At 70.9% G+C, this 15,873-nt stretch carries 17 protein-coding genes; 16 read left to right on the top strand and 1 reads right to left on the bottom strand.

The features are described from left to right. Positions 1 to 107 precede the first annotated feature (107 nt). Positions 108 to 851, top strand: a complete 744-nt coding sequence (locus tag CJ197_RS12540; RefSeq protein ID WP_102237081.1) for a hypothetical protein — start codon at positions 108 to 110, stop codon at positions 849 to 851. Here CJ197_RS12540 and CJ197_RS12535 read toward each other — a convergent pair. Further along, positions 835 to 1,347, bottom strand: coding sequence for an inorganic diphosphatase (locus CJ197_RS12535; RefSeq protein WP_102237080.1), 513 nt, complete (start codon positions 1,345 to 1,347; stop codon positions 835 to 837). The genes CJ197_RS12540 and CJ197_RS12535 overlap by 17 nt on opposite strands. A 67-nt stretch (positions 1,348 to 1,414) precedes the next feature. Between CJ197_RS12535 and CJ197_RS12530 the strand changes: the two genes are divergently transcribed. The 15 genes from CJ197_RS12530 (at position 1,415) to CJ197_RS12460 (ending at position 15,772) form a co-directional block, all read left to right on the top strand. Next, complete coding sequence (locus CJ197_RS12530) at positions 1,415 to 2,824, top strand: D-alanyl-D-alanine carboxypeptidase/D-alanyl-D-alanine-endopeptidase (RefSeq protein ID WP_102237079.1); 1,410 nt, start codon at positions 1,415 to 1,417, stop codon at positions 2,822 to 2,824. Further along, on the top strand, positions 2,824 to 3,918 hold the full coding sequence (gene tilS / locus CJ197_RS12525; protein ID WP_102237078.1) for a tRNA lysidine(34) synthetase TilS: 1,095 nt from the start codon (positions 2,824 to 2,826) through the stop codon (positions 3,916 to 3,918). The genes CJ197_RS12530 and tilS overlap by 1 nt, the downstream gene beginning before the upstream one ends. 80 nt (positions 3,919 to 3,998) lie before the next feature. Further along, complete coding sequence (gene hpt, locus CJ197_RS12520) at positions 3,999 to 4,553, top strand: hypoxanthine phosphoribosyltransferase (protein WP_102237104.1); 555 nt, start codon at positions 3,999 to 4,001, stop codon at positions 4,551 to 4,553. 4 nt (positions 4,554 to 4,557) lie between these two features. Continuing rightward, the gene (gene ftsH, locus CJ197_RS12515; protein WP_102237077.1) at positions 4,558 to 6,615 is read left to right on the top strand and encodes an ATP-dependent zinc metalloprotease FtsH; all 2,058 of its coding nucleotides are present in this window, start codon (positions 4,558 to 4,560) and stop codon (positions 6,613 to 6,615) included. Further along, complete coding sequence (gene folE / locus CJ197_RS12510; protein WP_158239496.1) at positions 6,612 to 7,217, top strand: GTP cyclohydrolase I FolE; 606 nt, start codon at positions 6,612 to 6,614, stop codon at positions 7,215 to 7,217. The genes ftsH and folE overlap by 4 nt, the downstream gene beginning before the upstream one ends. 23 nt (positions 7,218 to 7,240) lie before the next feature. After that, the gene (gene folP, locus CJ197_RS12505; protein ID WP_102237075.1) at positions 7,241 to 8,095 is read left to right on the top strand and encodes a dihydropteroate synthase; all 855 of its coding nucleotides are present in this window, start codon (positions 7,241 to 7,243) and stop codon (positions 8,093 to 8,095) included. Continuing rightward, complete coding sequence (gene folK, locus CJ197_RS12500) at positions 8,092 to 8,988, top strand: 2-amino-4-hydroxy-6-hydroxymethyldihydropteridine diphosphokinase (protein ID WP_102237074.1); 897 nt, start codon at positions 8,092 to 8,094, stop codon at positions 8,986 to 8,988. The genes folP and folK overlap by 4 nt, the downstream gene beginning before the upstream one ends. Beyond that, positions 8,985 to 9,497, top strand: a complete 513-nt coding sequence (locus tag CJ197_RS12495; protein ID WP_102237073.1) for a DUF3180 domain-containing protein — start codon at positions 8,985 to 8,987, stop codon at positions 9,495 to 9,497. Before folK ends, CJ197_RS12495 begins: the two co-directional genes overlap by 4 nt. Positions 9,498 to 9,633: 136 nt before the next feature. Next, positions 9,634 to 10,239 (top strand): PH domain-containing protein, encoded by a 606-nt coding sequence (locus CJ197_RS12490; RefSeq protein WP_102237103.1) that lies wholly within the window; start codon positions 9,634 to 9,636, stop codon positions 10,237 to 10,239. Next, a complete protein-coding gene (locus tag CJ197_RS12485) occupies positions 10,236 to 11,843 on the top strand; it encodes a PH domain-containing protein (protein WP_102237072.1) in 1,608 nt (535 codons plus the stop codon). The genes CJ197_RS12490 and CJ197_RS12485 overlap by 4 nt, the downstream gene beginning before the upstream one ends. Beyond that, positions 11,840 to 12,751, top strand: coding sequence for a Rossmann-like and DUF2520 domain-containing protein (locus CJ197_RS12480; protein ID WP_102237071.1), 912 nt, complete (start codon positions 11,840 to 11,842; stop codon positions 12,749 to 12,751). Before CJ197_RS12485 ends, CJ197_RS12480 begins: the two co-directional genes overlap by 4 nt. After that, positions 12,748 to 13,596, top strand: a complete 849-nt coding sequence (panC, locus tag CJ197_RS12475; protein ID WP_102237070.1) for a pantoate--beta-alanine ligase — start codon at positions 12,748 to 12,750, stop codon at positions 13,594 to 13,596. The genes CJ197_RS12480 and panC overlap by 4 nt, the downstream gene beginning before the upstream one ends. Positions 13,597 to 13,640: 44 nt before the next feature. Further along, on the top strand, positions 13,641 to 15,149 hold the full coding sequence (gene lysS / locus CJ197_RS12470; protein ID WP_102237069.1) for a lysine--tRNA ligase: 1,509 nt from the start codon (positions 13,641 to 13,643) through the stop codon (positions 15,147 to 15,149). 1 nt (position 15,150) lies between these two features. Continuing rightward, a complete protein-coding gene (locus CJ197_RS12465) occupies positions 15,151 to 15,336 on the top strand; it encodes a hypothetical protein (RefSeq protein WP_102237068.1) in 186 nt (61 codons plus the stop codon). A gap of 112 nt (positions 15,337 to 15,448) precedes the next feature. Next, positions 15,449 to 15,772: an Lsr2 family protein gene (locus CJ197_RS12460; RefSeq protein ID WP_102237067.1), complete on the top strand. Its 324-nt coding sequence runs from the start codon at positions 15,449 to 15,451 to the stop codon at positions 15,770 to 15,772. Positions 15,773 to 15,873 lie beyond the last annotated feature (101 nt).

The raw sequence follows: 15,873 nt of genomic DNA, 5'->3' as shown, positions 1-15,873 counted from the left end.
GGTGCCGGACGGCGCTGCGTGGCACCGCCCCAGGGCCCGGGCAGGGTAGCGTTGCCCTGGTCCCGCGGTCGCGGGACCGCGAACGCGAGACAGCAGGAGGACCGACGGTGGCAGACGAGCAGAACCCCAGCATGGACCCGCAGATGCCGGCGCCGGGCCTGGCTCCCGCTGCTGCGGGCGAGGTGGAGCTGGCCGACGAGCCCTGGATCGACCTCCTGGACCGTGTCCTGCAGGCCCAGGCTCCGCTCGCGCGCGGCTACGTCGAGCGCCTGCGCGCCGAGCGTCCGGAGGCCACCGAGCGTCAGCTGCTCGAGCTGCTCACCGGACGGTTCGTCGCGCTGACCACCACCGTCGGCGCCGGAGCGGGAGGTGTTGCGGCACTGCCGGGGCTGGGCACCGTGGCGGCCTTCGGACTCACCCTCGGCGAGGGACTGACCTTCGCGCAGACGAGCGCCTTTCTGACCCTCGCGGCCGCCGAGATCCACGGCGTGGACATGAGCGATGAGCAGTCACGGCGCCTGGTGCTGATGGCCGTGCTCAGCGGTGAGCGCGGCACCGAGATCATCGCCAAGGCGCTGGGCAAGCAGGGGCTGCAGTGGAACGCCGTGTTGGGCGGGGGCGGAATCGTGCCTGGTCTGATCAGCCGTCAGGTGGGCAAGTACATCCGCCGTCGGATCCTGGCCCGCACCGGCCGGGTGTGGGTCACCCGCCTGCTGCCCTTCGGGATCGGCGCGGTCCTGGGCGGACTGGCAGCCCGCGCGGTGGCACGCTCCGTGGTGGAGGCGCTGCACGAGATCTTCTCCCAGTCCGCCCAGTCCGCTGGAGGACGCGGGATCAATCCTCCTGCGTGAACTCGTTGGCGTGCTCGGTGCCCACCGCACGCTGGTAGGAGCGACGGATCTCCGCCTCCGCGTCCGTGCGGCCCTCCCAGTGGGCGCCCTCGACGCTCTTGCCCGGCTCGAGGTCCTTGTACACCTCGAAGAAGTGCTGGATCTCCAGGCGGTGGTACTCGGAGACGTCGGTCAGCTCCTGCCGCCGTACCTGCCGCCGGTCACCCACCGGCACCGCGATGATCTTGTCGTCACCGCCGGACTCATCCCGCATGCGGAACATGCCCAGCGCCCGGCAGCGGATCAGGCAGCCGGGGAACGTCGGCTCCTCCAGCAGTACCAGGCAGTCCAGGGGGTCCCCGTCCTCACCGAGGGTCCCCTCGATGAACCCGTAGTCATCCGGGTAGCGGGTGGCGGTGAACAGCATCCGATCCAGGCGAATGCGCCCGTTGTGGTGGTCCACCTCATACTTGTTGCGATTCCCGCGAGGGATCTCGATGGTCACGTCGAATTCCACGACAGAGGCTCCATTGCTCCGGCCCGCTGGGCCACTGACACTGACCGGGACACCCTATCGTGGGGTCATGGCCAGGGCCGCACGCGAGAGGATCTGGCGCACCACCGCAATGGTGATGTGCGCCGCCGTCCCCGTCTCCTTCTACGTGCTGGGGGACCTCACCGACGCCTTTCCCGGTGTGCTCACTCTCACCCGCGAGGAGGAGGGTCCCACCTCCGGTCCGCGCGCCGTCTCCGAGGACTGGAAGCGCATCCCTGTCCCCGACGCCGTGCCCGGGGTGCCGCCCGCCTCTGCGCCCGCTGAGGCGGAGAGTCTGCAGGAACGCATGGAGGCGAAGGCGACGCTGCCCGTGGTGGACGGCGGTCTTGCCTTCAGCGTGGTCGATGCTGAGACCGGTGAGGTGCTCGCCGCCCGCGACGCCGAGAGCGCGCATGTGCCCGCCTCCACCCTCAAGCTGCTCACCGCTGCTGCAGTCCTGCGCCAGTACAGCGGCGATGAGGTCCTGGTCACGCGCGCCACGCTCGACGGCGACACCATCACCCTCGTGGGCGGCGGGGATATGACCCTCAGCGAGAAAGACGTGAAGAAGCTGGCTTCCCAGGCCGCCACGCTCGCGAAGGACGCCGACCTCACGACGGTGCAGGTGCGGTACGACGACAGCTACCTCACCGGCGGCGCGAACCCGGCCTGGGGGGACAACGGGCCGGCCGGAGGCTGGGTGGCGCCCACCGCCTCTCTCGCCCTCGACTCCGGCCGCCTGGATGCCGAGCCCTACGGCCGCAAGTCCCTGGACCCTGCACGGGATGCCGCCGAGCGCTTCGCCGAGCTTGTGGCCGCGGAGGACCTCGAGGTCGCCGGTGACGTCACGAAGGGAGAGGCACCCCAGGACGCCCCGAGCGTCGAGGTGGCCTCCGAGCCGCTGTCCGAGCTGGTGCGCCACACCCTGCTGGTCTCCGACAACACCACCGCCGAACTGCTCGCCCACCTCGTGGCGCTGGCCCGCGATGAACCCACCACACCCGAAGGTGCGGCCGCCGCGGTGGAGGCGGAGATCCGTGAGCTCGGCGCCGAGCTCGGCGTGGACCAGACCTCCTTGGACACCCTCGAGATCCACGATGGCTCCGGCCTCTCGCGCAGCAACCGCGTCCCGCCCGCGCTGCTGTCCGCGGTGCTCGCCCAGGTCGCCTCCGGCAGCGCCCCCGTGCTCGAGCAGATCCTCTACGACGTGCCGATCGCCGGGCTGAGCGGCACCCTCGCGGACCGCTTCGACCGCGGAGATACGTCAGACGCCGACGGGCTGGTGCGCGGCAAGACCGGATACCTCGGGGGCGCAGCCACGCTCGCCGGGGTGGCAGTGCTGCCCGACGGCAGGACCGTCGGCTATTCCATCGTGGTGCACGGCTTCGACGGGGCGGACGCCGATGACGCGCGCGCCGCCGTCGACGCGGTGGCCGCCGAGCTCGTGCAGGTGGACTGATGGCCGGACCACCCCCTGTGGTCGCCCGCGCCCGCACCGCGGTGCGCGCAGCGGTGACCGTGCGGATCGAGGACCTCGCCGATGCGACCGCCGTCGGCGACCTATCCCCGCGGCTCCTCGTGGGCCTCTCCGGTGGCGCCGATTCCCTGGCTCTGCTGGTGACCACCGCCTGGGTGGGGGAGCGACTGGGCCTGCAGACCGAGGCTGCGATCGTCGACCACGGCCTGCAGGACGACTCCGCGCGCATCGCCGAACAGGCCCGCACCACCACCGAACAGCTCGGCTGCCTCGCGCACGTGCTGCGCGTCCACGTCGACGCAGAGGCTCCTGGCGGTGTGGAGAACGCCGCCCGCACCGCCCGCCACGACGCCCTCGAGCAGCTGCGGGCCGACCGTGGGGCGCTCGCCGTCCTGCTCGGCCACACTCTCGATGACCAGGCCGAGCAGGTGCTCATGGGTCTTGCGCGCGGTGCCGGTCCGCGGGCGCTGGCCGGAATCCCGCGCCGCCGCGGAGCACTGCTGCGGCCGTTCCTCGGTACCGGACGCGATGAGCGCACCGCCCTGCGCCGTGCCGACACCGAAGAGATCTGCCGCCTGCACGACCTCACCTGGTGGGAGGACCCCATGAACGCGGACCGCACACTGCTGCGCGCCCGCGTGCGCCACGAGCTGCTGCCGCAGCTGCGGGACGTGCTCGGGGACCAGATCGATGAGAACCTCGCACGCACCGCTGACCTCGTCCGCCCGGACGTCGACCACCTCGACGCCGAGGCCGCCGAGCTGCTCACGGCCCTGCGCCGCGACACCGGTGAACTGCACGAGACGGGGGATGTGCTGGCCCTGGACGTGCACGCCCTCGCCGCGGTCCCCACACCGCTGCGCACCCGTGTGGTGCGCGATGCCACGCGTTCCGCCGAGCGCGCAATCCGCCCCACGGCGCCACAGGGCTCCACGAAATCCCTGCTGAGACGGCACGTGCTGGAGATCGATGCGCTGGTGGTCACCTGGCACGGTCAGGATGCTGTAAGCGTTCCGGGTAGGATCGAGGTCGCTCGCCGCGACGGCCTGCTGGTGTGGCGCCGTCAGTCCGACTGACTGCCGTCCCGACCAGGGAGCATGATCCCGCGGCGAGAGCCCCGACGGTCCTGGACCCGATGTACCTGGAGGAGATCCGCGTGCCTGAGACGCACATCCACCCCGACGTCGAACGGGTCCTGCTGGACTCGCAGCAGATCCGCGACCGGCTCACGGAGATGGGTGCGCAGATCACCGCCGACTATGCCGAGAACCCCCCGATTCTGGTGGGTGTGCTCAAGGGCGCTGTCATGGTGATGGCGGACCTCGCCCGCGAGATCGACCTCGCCGTCGAGATGGACTGGATGGCCGTGTCCTCCTACGGCTCGGGCACCAAGTCCTCCGGGGTAGTGCGGATCCTCAAGGACCTCTCGGGGGACATCACCGACCGGGATGTGCTGATCGTCGAGGACATCATCGACTCCGGCCTGACCCTCAAGTGGCTGCTGTCCAATCTGCGCTCGCGCGGACCGCGCAGCGTTGAGATCGCGACGATGCTGCGCAAGCCCGAGGCCGCCCGGGTCCAGATCGACGTGAAATACGTCGGCTTCGACATCCCCAACGAATTCGTCATCGGCTACGGGCTGGACTACGCCGAGCGTTACCGCAACCTTCCCTACGTGGGCGTCCTCGCACGCTCCGTGTACCAGGACTGATCACGTGGCAGATTCTTCCCAGAACACCTCCAAGCAGCGCGGCGGCACGAAGAAGCGCCGGCCCGGCTCGATCGCCCTGTGGGTGGTGGTCGCGCTGCTGCTGGGCATGCTGCTGTTCTCCGTCCTGGGCCGCGACGGCTACGAGCGCATCGACACCGAGCAGGGACTCGAGCTGCTGGCCGGGGACACCGTCGAGCAGGCCAAGATCATCGGTGGCAACCAGCAGCGGGTGGACCTCGTCCTGACCGAGGAGTTCACGGACGGCGAGGAGAAGAAGGGCAAGCAGGTCACCTTCGCCTACGTCGACGCCCGCGCCGAACAGGTGGTGCAGGCCGTTGAGGACGCCGCGCCCGAGAAAGGCTACACCGACGAAATCTCCACCAGCGCCTGGTGGTCCACGCTGCTGCTGAGCTTCCTGCCGCTGCTGCTGTTCATCGGCCTGTTCTGGTTCCTCATCATGAACGCGCAGGGCGGCGGACGCGCCATGCAGTTCGGCAAGTCCAAGGCCAAGCTGTTCAACAAGGAAGCCCCGAAGGTCACCTTCGAGGACGTCGCCGGCGCCGAAGAGGCCGTCGAGGAGCTCGACGAGATCAAGCAGTTCCTCGTCAGCCCCGAGCGCTACCAGGCAGTCGGCGCGAAGATCCCCAAGGGCGTGCTGCTGTACGGCCCGCCCGGCACCGGCAAGACCCTGCTCGCGCGCGCCGTGGCCGGTGAGGCGAATGTGCCGTTCTACTCGATCTCCGGCTCCGACTTCGTGGAGATGTTCGTGGGCGTGGGCGCGAGTCGCGTGCGCGACCTGTTCAACACCGCCAAGGAGAACGCCCCGGCGATCATCTTCATCGACGAGATCGACGCGGTGGGCCGCCACCGCGGTGCCGGCATGGGCGGCGGGCACGATGAGCGCGAGCAGACCCTGAACCAGATGCTCGTGGAGATGGACGGGTTCGACGAGAACCAGAACGTCATCCTCATCGCCGCCACCAACCGCGTGGACATCCTGGATCCGGCGCTGCTGCGCCCGGGCCGCTTCGACCGGCAGATCGCCGTGGAGGCCCCGGACCTCAACGGCCGCCTGCACATCCTGCAGGTGCACGCCAAGGGCAAACCCCTCGCGCACGACGTCGACCTCGAGCACGTCGCCAAGCGCACCATCGGCATGTCCGGTGCTGATCTCGCCAACGTCCTCAACGAGGCGGCGCTGCTGACCGCCCGCTCCGGCAACCAGATCATCGACAACCGCGCCCTGGATGAGGCGATCGACCGCGTGTCCATGGGTCCGCAGCGGTACTCGAAGGTCATGACCGAGCGAGAGCGGCAGATGACCGCGTACCACGAGGGCGGGCATGCGCTCGTGGCGGCGGCGCTGAACCACTCCGCGCCCGTCACCAAGGTGACGATCCTGCCGCGCGGCCGCGCCGGCGGCTACACGATGGTGGTCCCCACCCAGGACCGCAACTACCAGTCCCGCAATGAGCTGCTGGATCGCCTGGCCTACGCCATGGGCGGCTACGCCGTGGAGGAGAGCATCTTCCACGATGTCACCACCGGGCCGTCCTCGGACCTGCAGAACGCCACCAAGATCGCCCGCACGATGGTCATGCAGCTGGGCATGAGCGCCCGGGTGGGCCAGGTCGCGCTGAACGGCGACCAGGACGAGGTGTTCGTCGGCATGCAGCAGGGCCAGAGCCCCAAGTACGGCGCGGAGACCGCGAGCCTCGTGGACCAGGAGGTCCGCAAGCTCCTGGACGATGCCCTGGACGAGGCCTGGACTGTCATCGAACGCAACCGCGACGTGCTGGACCGCCTGGTGGAGGAGCTGCTCGAGAAGGAGACCCTGAATGAGAAGGAGCTCGCCGAGATCTTCCGTGACGTGCGCAAGCAGCCGCCGCGGGATGTGTGGGCCTCGAGCACGGAGCGCCCGGCCCTCGCCGCCCCCAGCGTGGGCGGCCCGAGCGGCGAACCGGAGGCCTCCGACGCCGGCGAGCCGCTGACCCCGGGTCCGCCCGAGCTGCCGCACCCGGGTGGGGACGGCCCCCAGATCCCCGGGGCGCCGCAGGGATGAGCGAGACCAGCGCGGGAATGACCGGCGAGCCGTCGCTGCCGACGGTGGATCACGCCCGGATCGAGGCGGCGGTGCGGGAGATCCTCGCGGCGATCGGGGAGGACCCGGACCGCGACGGCCTGAAGGACACCCCCGCCCGGGTGGCCCGCATGTACGCCGAGGTGTTCGGCGGGCTCGCGATCGAGCCCAGCGAGGTGCTGCGCACCACGTTCGACATCGACCACCAGGAGCTCGTGCTGGTGCGGGACATCCAGTTCTTCTCCATGTGCGAGCACCACCTGCTGCCCTTCTTCGGCACCGCCCATGTGGGCTACATCCCCGGCAGCGGCGGCGTGACGGGCCTGTCCAAGCTCGCCCGCCTCGTCCAGGGCTTCGCACGCCGCCCGCAGGTCCAGGAGCGCCTGACCTCCCAGGTGGCCGATGCCCTCACCACGGAGCTCGGCGCCGCCGGCAGCATCGTCGTCGTCGAGGCCGAGCACATGTGCATGTCCATGCGTGGGGTGCGAGCCGCGGGCGCCCGCACCATCACCAGCGCGGTGCGCGGGATGCTGCGCGAGACCAGCACTCGCGCCGAGGCGCTCGCCCTGATCCGCGGACACTGACCGGAAGCGATGGCGCGATGACGATGAGCCAGCTGCGACGCCCCGACGGGCTGCCCTCCCACCTCCCCGCCGACGAGACGCTCGTGATGGGCGTGCTGAACGTCACCCCGGACTCCTTCTCTGACGGCGGCCAGCATCACGAGCTGCCCGACGCCCTCGCCCACGGCCGACGCCTCCTCACCGAGGGCGCGAAGATCATCGATGTGGGCGGGGAGTCCACCCGCCCCGGGGCACCCCGGGTGGATGAGGCCGAGGAGCTGCGCCGCGTCATCCCCGTGGTGCGCGAGCTCGCCGCCGAAGGCGCGGTGATCAGCGTGGACACGATGCGCGCGAGCGTCGCAGCGGAGTCCGTCGCCGCCGGAGCGCTGATCGTCAACGACGTCTCCGCTGGACGCGCCGATGCGGATATGGGCCGCGAAGCCGCACGGCTGCGCACCCATCTGGGCACCCCACCGGTGTTCATCGCCATGCACTGGCGCGGCCACAGCGACGTCATGAACGACCTGGCCGTCTACGACGACGTCGCCGCCGAGGTCGCCGCGGAGCTCGCCGAGCGCCTCGCGGATCTGCGCGAGGCCGGCGTGGAAGATCGTTTCCTGGTGGCGGACCCGGGCCTGGGCTTCTCCAAGACCGCCGAGCAGAACTGGGCGGTGCTGTCGCAGTGGGAGCAGATCGCCGAGCACGGCCTGCCGATTCTCATCGGCGCCTCCCGCAAACGCTTCGTCGGCGCCCTCGGGGTGGACCGCGACCAGGCCACCGCCGCGATTAGCGCCTACAGCGCCGAGCGCGGAGCCTGGGCGGTGCGCGTGCACGCCGTGCCGCCGAGCCTCGCCGCCGTCACGGTGGGGGACAGGCTGCGCCGGAGCCGCGGGCGATGATCAGCCCGCGCCGCCGCCTGGACCGCATCGAGGTCACCGGTATCCGGGCCTGGGGGCACCACGGCGTGCTCGCCCAGGAGACCGCCCTCGGCCAGACCTTCAGCGCCGATGTCACCCTGGGGCTGGACACTGCGCCCGCCGCCGCCGGGGATGATCTCACCCGCACCGTGAACTACGCCGACGTGGCCCGCGCCGTGCAGGAGGAGCTCTCCGGGGAGCCGGTCGCCCTGCTGGAGACCCTCGCCGACCGGATCGCCCGCAGGATCCTGCAGGACGTCGGCCATCCGCTCGTGCGCCACCTCGCGCTGCGGCTGCACAAGAGCGCCGCCCCCGTCGGCCTGCCGGTGCAGGACGTCACCCTCAGCATCGAGCGGGAGGCCGCCCCGGAAGAGGCCGTGCTAGCCCTCGGCACCAACCTGGGGGACCGCGAGGAGCACCTGCGCGCCGCTCTCGAGCAGCTGCACGCCGCGGAAGGGATCGACATCGCCTGGACCTCCCCGGTGCTGCGCACCGCCCCGGTCGGCGGCCCCGCGGATCAGGGCGAGTTCCTGAACGCCGTGATCGGGGTGCGCACCCTCATCGGGCCCTGGGAGCTGCTGGAGCTCGCGCACCGCATCGAGCAGGCCGCCCAGCGTGAGCGGAGCATCCGCTGGGGCCCGCGCACCCTGGATGTGGACGTCATCACCTACGGGACCTGGCGCAGCGACGATCCGGAGCTGACGATCCCGCATCCGCGCGCCCACGAGCGTGCCTTCGTGCTCGGCCCGTGGCATGCCGCCCGGCCCGAGGACGAGCTGCCCGGGCACGGGCCGATCGGCGCGCTGCTCGCGCAGGCAGCGGACCGCGCCGACCTCGCGCCCGGCCCCGAGATTGAGGGGTTCGCGCGACCGTGAAGCCCCTCAGCATCCCCATCCTCGTGCTGATCTTCGTGCTCAGCACCGGTTTCGGTGCGCAGATGCTGGATACGGTGCTGCGGCGGGGCCACACCCTGCCGATCTCCGGCTGGCTCACCAGCGCCGTGCTGCTCACCCTCGCCGCGGTGCTGCTGGGCTACGGGCTGCCGTTGCGGCGGTACATGCTCGAAAGCGCCGAGCGGCGTGAGCATCCCTCTCTGCAGCCCCGGCGCCACCAGATCGACCTGCCCACGGCTTTCCGCACCGTGCTGCTGGCCCGCGCCTGCGCCTACACCGGCTCGGTGATGGGCGGGATCTTCACCGGCCAGGCGCTGTTTCTGCTGCTTACCGGCGTGGGCGACCCGGTGCGCGGGATTCTGCCCACCGCGGCGGCGGCTCTGGCGGGGATCATTCTCGCCGTGCTCGGCGTGATCGTGGAGCGCTGGGGCCAGCTGCCGCCCGATGACGGGCAGGCCCAGCCCGAGGACGGCGTGGAGGCCGGCGGCTGAGCGCACACATGCCGCGCGACGCTCCCGCCGCTGGTGCCACGGAAGACCTGGTGCCCGGAAGACATCGACTTTCGCCGGAGGTCGAAACGCCGCATGTCGTAGGGCATCGGCGCCGATGGATGCCACGATGGATGCCATGACCGATTCCCCCACCTGTCCCGCGGCGGAGCACACCCCCGCAGCGGCGGAGAGCACCCCCGCAGCGGCGGAGAGCACCCCTGTATCAGCGGTGACACCCGCGCCGCTGTCGGACCCGGCCGATGGCCTTTTGGGCGCTGATCAGCTGCGCCCGGTGTCAGAGCGCCTGATCCCCGCCCGCTACCTCGCTTCCCTCGTGCTGTATGCGATCGGCCTCGCCCTGGCCGGCGCGGCCGTGTGGGGATGGCTCGCCACCGACTGGTGGTGGCTGGGGGCGCTGGGCCTCGTGCCGCTGCTGCTCGTGCTGCAGTCCCTGGTGTTCACCCCGCGTCGGGTGCGGGCCCTCGGCTACCGTGATGATGAGGACCACCTCACCGTGGCCGACGGCATCATGTTCCGCACCGTCCAGACCATCCCGTATGGGCGGGTGCAGTCGGTGAAGATCGACGAAGGCCCGATCGAGCGGAAGTATGGCCTGGCGACCCTTGAGCTCACCACGGCCGCCAACGGCACGGTCACCGTGTCCGGCCTGCCGCGCGAGGAGGCTGAGCGGCTGCGCGCCCTGCTGTCCGAACGTGGCGTCGAGCTGATGGCGGCGCTGTGAGCACCCCCGATCCCGTCACCGCCCCGCCACCCGACACCTCGCCCGAGGCACCGGAGGCGCCGAGCATCGAGCCCGGCACGTCGGCGCCCCGTCACCGCACCCACCCGATCACCCCGCTCGTGACCGGGTGGAAGATCATCGTGGGCGCCATCGCGGTGGCCACCGCGCAGAACATCGCCCGCCTGCTCGAGGACTTCACCCTCACCCGGGCCCTGGTCGCCCTCGGTGTGCTCGCCGTGGCGCTTGTCATCGCCGTCGCTGTCTCCACCCTGTCCTGGTGGTTCACCACCTACGCGGTCGATGCCGAGGGCGTGTCCCTGCACACCGGGTGGATCAGCCGTTCGCGCGAGTTCGCGCCGCGGGTCCGCATCGAATCGGTCTCCGTGGAACGCCCGCTGCTGGCGAGGCTGCTGGGCCTGGCGAAAGTGCGCGTCGAGGTGGCCGGGGCCGGGGACTCCTACCTGGACATCGAGTACGTGCGATCGGCCGATGCCGAGCGGCTGCGTCGCGAGATCCTCACGGTCGCCCAGAGCCCGGAGGAATCGCCCGGCAGCGCCGCGCACGACCCGGAGGCGGGGGAGGAGCAGACGGCTGCGGATGCTGGTGATGCTAAGTCCGCACAAGCTCCCCGGGACGGTGTGGCTGCGCGGATGCACCAGGTGCTGTACGACGGGGTGACCGATGGCGAGCTCATCGCCCAGGTGCCCACACAGCGCCTCATCCACGCCCTGTTGCGGGATGTCGGATTCGTGATCGGCATCCTCGCCGGGGTGGGCGGTGTGCTGCTCGCCATTGGCCTCGCGATCTGGCAGGACGGCTTTTCCTTCGCGGTGATCGTGCCTCTTGCCCCCGTCGTGATCGCCGTGCCGAAGTATGTGCTGGGCCGGATCGAGGCCGGATGGGGCTTCGTCTCCCGCAGCACCGACGGCGGCCTGCGGATGCGCCGCGGCCTGCTGAACACCCGCACGGACAACATCGCTCCCGGCCGCATCCAGAGCCTTGAGCTGCACCGCCCCCTGCTGTGGCGCAGCCCGGGCTGGACTGCCGTGAACGCCACCGTGGCCGGCATGGCCGAGCTCGGAGAGGACGGCGATCGGCCCGTGCTGCCCGTCGGCACCCGCGAGGAGCTCGCGGCCACCCTCGGGCATCTGGCCGCGCCGCTCGGGACCGACGATGACCTCGCCACGCTCGAGCACCTGCTGACCGCCCCGGCCCGGCAGATCGACGGACTGCGCACCCCGGTGCCGCTGTACTGGATCGCACGGCGCACCGAGGTGGCCGTGCTGCTGCCGGGCGCGCTGCTGCTGCGCTCCGGCATCTTCACCCGGCGCGTGCAGATCATCCCGCGCGAGCGCATCCAGCAGCTCTCGGTGGGTGACGGGCCGCTGACCCGGCGATTCGGGGTCCTGGACCTGACGGTCGAGGTGGCCGGAGATAGCGCGATGCTCACGAACCTCGCGCGCGCGGATGTCCTCGCCCTGCACGCCACCCTCAGCCGGGACGCCGCGACGCTGCGCCGCTACAGCGACCGTGAGCACTGGCCGCGCCCGGTCCTCGCCGGTGGCCCGCCCGTGCCGACCCCGCCTGCGGAGATGGCTCCGTGACCGGCCCGGACGCCCCGCGGCTCGGCATCGGTGTGATCGGCGCGGGCCGCGTCGGCGCTGTGCTCGGCGCGGCCCTGCGCGAGGAGGGGCACGCGATCACCGGCGCCTACGCCGTCTCCGATGCCTCCCGCGAGCGTGCCGCCGAGCTGCTGCCCGGGGTGCCGCTGCTGGACGTGCCCGCGATCGTCGAACGCAGCGAGATGCTGCTGCTCGCCGTGCCGGATGATGAGCTCGCGCCCCTGGCCGCCGGGATCGCCGCCGCTGGCCTCGCCCCCGGCGGGCAGCTCGTGGTGCACACCAGCGGCATGCACGGCGCCGACGTCCTCGCACCCCTGGCCCGGACCGGCGCGGCGACCCTCGCGATCCACCCCGCCATGACCTTCACCGGCACCCGCGCGGACCTGCCGCGCCTGACCGGCTGCCCCATGGCGGTCACCGGGAGCGAGGAGCTGCTGCCCGTCGCGGCGGCGCTCGTCGTCGAGCTCGGGGGAGAGCCCGTCATACTCGCCGAGGGTGACCGCCCCCTCTACCACGCCTCACTCGCCCACGCCGCCAACCACCTCGTGGTCCTCGTCGACCAGGCCCGCGAATCCCTGCGCCGGATCGGCATCGAGGACCCCGGCGCGTACCTGCGGCCCCTGCTCGAGGCGGCGCTCGAGAACTCCCTGCAGCGTGGCTCCCGGGCCCTCACCGGGCCGGTGATGCGTGGGGACGCGGGCACCGTCGGCGCCCACCTCGAGGCCTTCGCGGACCTCGATGCCACCGCCACCCCGGGCACCGCCGCGGATACGGCCGACACCTATCGGGCCCTCGCGAGGGCCGCGCTGAACCGTGCGACACTGCGGGACGAGCAGCGCGCTGCCCTCCAGGCCCTGCTCACCCCGCCGCCGGAGCAGGAGAACCCATGAGCGAGCGCACCACCACCCTGGTCACGACGATCCCGCAGTTGCGCGAACAGCGTGATGCCCTCAGCGGCAGCGTCGCCACCGTGATGACGATGGGGGCCCTGCACGACGGGCACCTCGCCCTCGTCGCGCGCGCCCGCGAGCTCGCCGACCACGTGATCCTCACGGACTTCGTGAACCCCCTGCAGTTCGGCCCCCATGAGGACTTCGACGCCTACCCGCGCGACCTCGGCGCGGATCTCGCCGCGGTCGACGGCCTGGTCGACCTTATCTTCGCCCCGGCCGTGGAGGAGATGTACCCGGTGCTGCCGCCCACCGTCTCGGTCACCGCCGGACCGGCCGGGACCGTGCTCGAGGGCGCCCAGCGCCCCGGCCACTTCGACGGCGTGCTCACCGTGGTCACCAAGCTGCTGCAGCTCACCCGGCCCGACGTGAGCGTGTTCGGCCGCAAGGACGCCCAGCAGCTCGCCCTCGTCCAGCGCCTGGTCGCGGACCTGCACCTGCCGGTGCGGATCGAGCCCGTGGACATCCAGCGCGAACCGTCGGGCCTGGCCCGTTCGAGCCGCAACATCTACCTCAGCGAGGGCGGGAAGCAGGAGGCGCTCGCCCTGTCCCGCACGGTCACCGCCGCCCGGGCCGCCGCCCCATCGGCCAGCGCGATCCGTGCCGTCCTCGCAGATGCCCTCGACCGGGCGGAGGTGACCTGGGACTACGCCGCCGCGGTGGACCCGGCGACGCTACGCGAGATCACGGATGCGCACCGCGGTGAGGTGCTCATCATGGTGGCCGCCCGCGTGGAAGGCACCCGGCTGCTGGATGCCGCTGTGGCGGAGGCGACAGCACCCTGAGGTCGACCGGGCATCGGACAGAAGGTGATGAGACAATCGCCCCCATGAGCGAGAACACCCCTGCCCCCGAGCCGACGGACACCTCCGACCAGGTCGCGGTCCGCCGCTCCAAGCGGGAGCGCCTGCTGGCCCGCGGCGAGGAGGCCTACCCCGTCTCCGTGCCCGTCACCACCACCATCGCCGAGGTCCGCGCGCAGTACGGCCACCTCGAGGCCGGTCAGGAGACCGAGGATGAGGCCGGAGTGGCCGGCCGCGTGGTGTTCACCCGCAACACCGGCAAGCTCGCCTTCGTCACCCTGCAGGACGGTGAGGGTCAGCGCCTGCAGGTCATGGCCTCCCAAGCCGTGATCGGCGAGGAGCGCCTGGCGCAGCTGAAGGCCGATGTCGACCTCGGCGATCACGTGTTCTTCCACGGCCGTGTGGGCGCTTCCCGCCGCGGGGAGCTGAGCATCTTCGCGGACTCCTGGCAGATGGCTGCGAAGGCCGTGCGGCCCCTGCCGGTGCTGCATGCGGATCTGTCCGAGGAGTCCCGGGTGCGCCACCGCTACGTGGACCTCATCGTGCGCCAGCAGGCGCGCGACACCGTCCGCACCCGCGCCAAGGTCATGCACGCCCTGCGCGAGTCCTTCCACGAACGCGGGTACATCGAGGTGGAGACCCCGATGCTGCAGGTCATCCCCTCCGGTGCGGCGGCCCGCCCCTTCGTGACCCACATGAATGCCTTTGACCTGGACCTGTATCTGCGGATCGCGCCGGAGCTGTTCCTCAAGCGCGCCGCTGTGGGTGGGCTCGAGAAGGTCTTCGAGATCAACCGCAACTTCCGCAATGAGGGCGCGGATTCCACCCATTCGCCCGAGTTCGCGATGCTCGAGGCGTACCAGGCCTACGGCGATTACAACACCATCGGCGATCTCACCCAGCAGCTGATCCAGGAGGCCGCCGAACATGCCACCGGATCCCAGGTGGTCACCCTCGCCGACGGCAGCGAATACGACTTCTCCGGCCAGTGGCGGAAGATCACCGTGTACGGCTCCCTCTCCGAATCTCTGGGCGAGGAGATCACGCCCGAGACCACACCGGAGAGGCTGCGCGAGATCGCCCGTTCGCTGGATCTGGATCTGGAGCATCCCAAGTATGGGCACGGAAAGCTCGTCGAGGAGCTGTTCGAGCATCGCGTCGGCGATCATCTCCACGAGCCGACGTTCGTGCGTGATTTCCCGGTCGAGACGAGCCCCCTCGTGCGCGGGCATCGTTCCACGCCCGGCGTGGTGGAGAAGTGGGATCTGTATGTGCGCGGTTTCGAGCTGGGCACGGGATACTCCGAGCTCGTGGACCCCGTCATCCAACGCGAGCGCTTCGAGCAGCAGGCCCGCCTGGCCGCGCAGGGCGATGATGAGGCGATGCGCCTGGATGAAGATTTCCTGCAGGCCATGGAATATGCGCTGCCGCCCACCGGCGGCATGGGAATGGGCGTGGATCGCCTGCTCATGGCGATCACGGGTCTGGGGATCCGCGAGACCATCCTGTTCCCGCTGGTGAAGCCGGAGGCCTGAGATGGGTTCCGGGTTCTGGTTCGAGGCCGGTGCACTGCTGCCGTCGATCGGCGTGGGCCTGATCTTCTGGTTCGCGATCCGCGCCCTGCTGCGGGCTGATCGGCGGGAACGCGAGGCCGAACGTGAGGCGGAACAGGAATATCTGCGGCGAGCGGACCAGGATGAAGGTTCACGAACAGTTCGGTAACGTGTGAACGCGTTTGTTGTTTGCTCTTTCCGTCAGCAGTCGTAATACTGTCCCGTGACGCACGACGATGAGCGTGCACCATCGAACCCATTGAACACAGGCGAGGGAAACCATGGCACGGAAGACCTATGTGGAACTGATCGACGACCTCGACGGGACGAAGGCGGCCCAGACCGTCACTTTCGGCCTGGACGGCGTCGCCTATGAGATCGATCTGTCCGAGGAGAATGCGGAGAAGATCCGCGAGCAGATCGGCACCTGGGCGCAGCAGGCCCGCCGCGTGGGCGGCCGCCGCACCCGCGGCACGGCCCCCGCCTCCCGCAGCAGTGAGTCCGCGAAGATCCGGGAGTGGGCACGCAGCGCCGGCTACGAGGTGCCGGACCGTGGCCGCATCTCCGCCACCATCCGCAAGGCCTACGAGGAGGCGCACGCCTGATCCGGCCCCGCGCAACGTGACGGGCCCGCACCATCTGCGTGATGGTGCGGGCCCGTTGCTGTGCAAAGACCCCGTTGCTGTGCAGAGACGCTGCGCAGCTG

The organism is Brachybacterium sp. UMB0905, assembly GCF_002871795.1.
Taxonomy (GTDB): domain Bacteria; phylum Actinomycetota; class Actinomycetes; order Actinomycetales; family Dermabacteraceae; genus Brachybacterium.
Note: the sequence above shows the minus strand (reverse complement) of the source record. Positions and strands in the feature narration are given on the sequence as shown.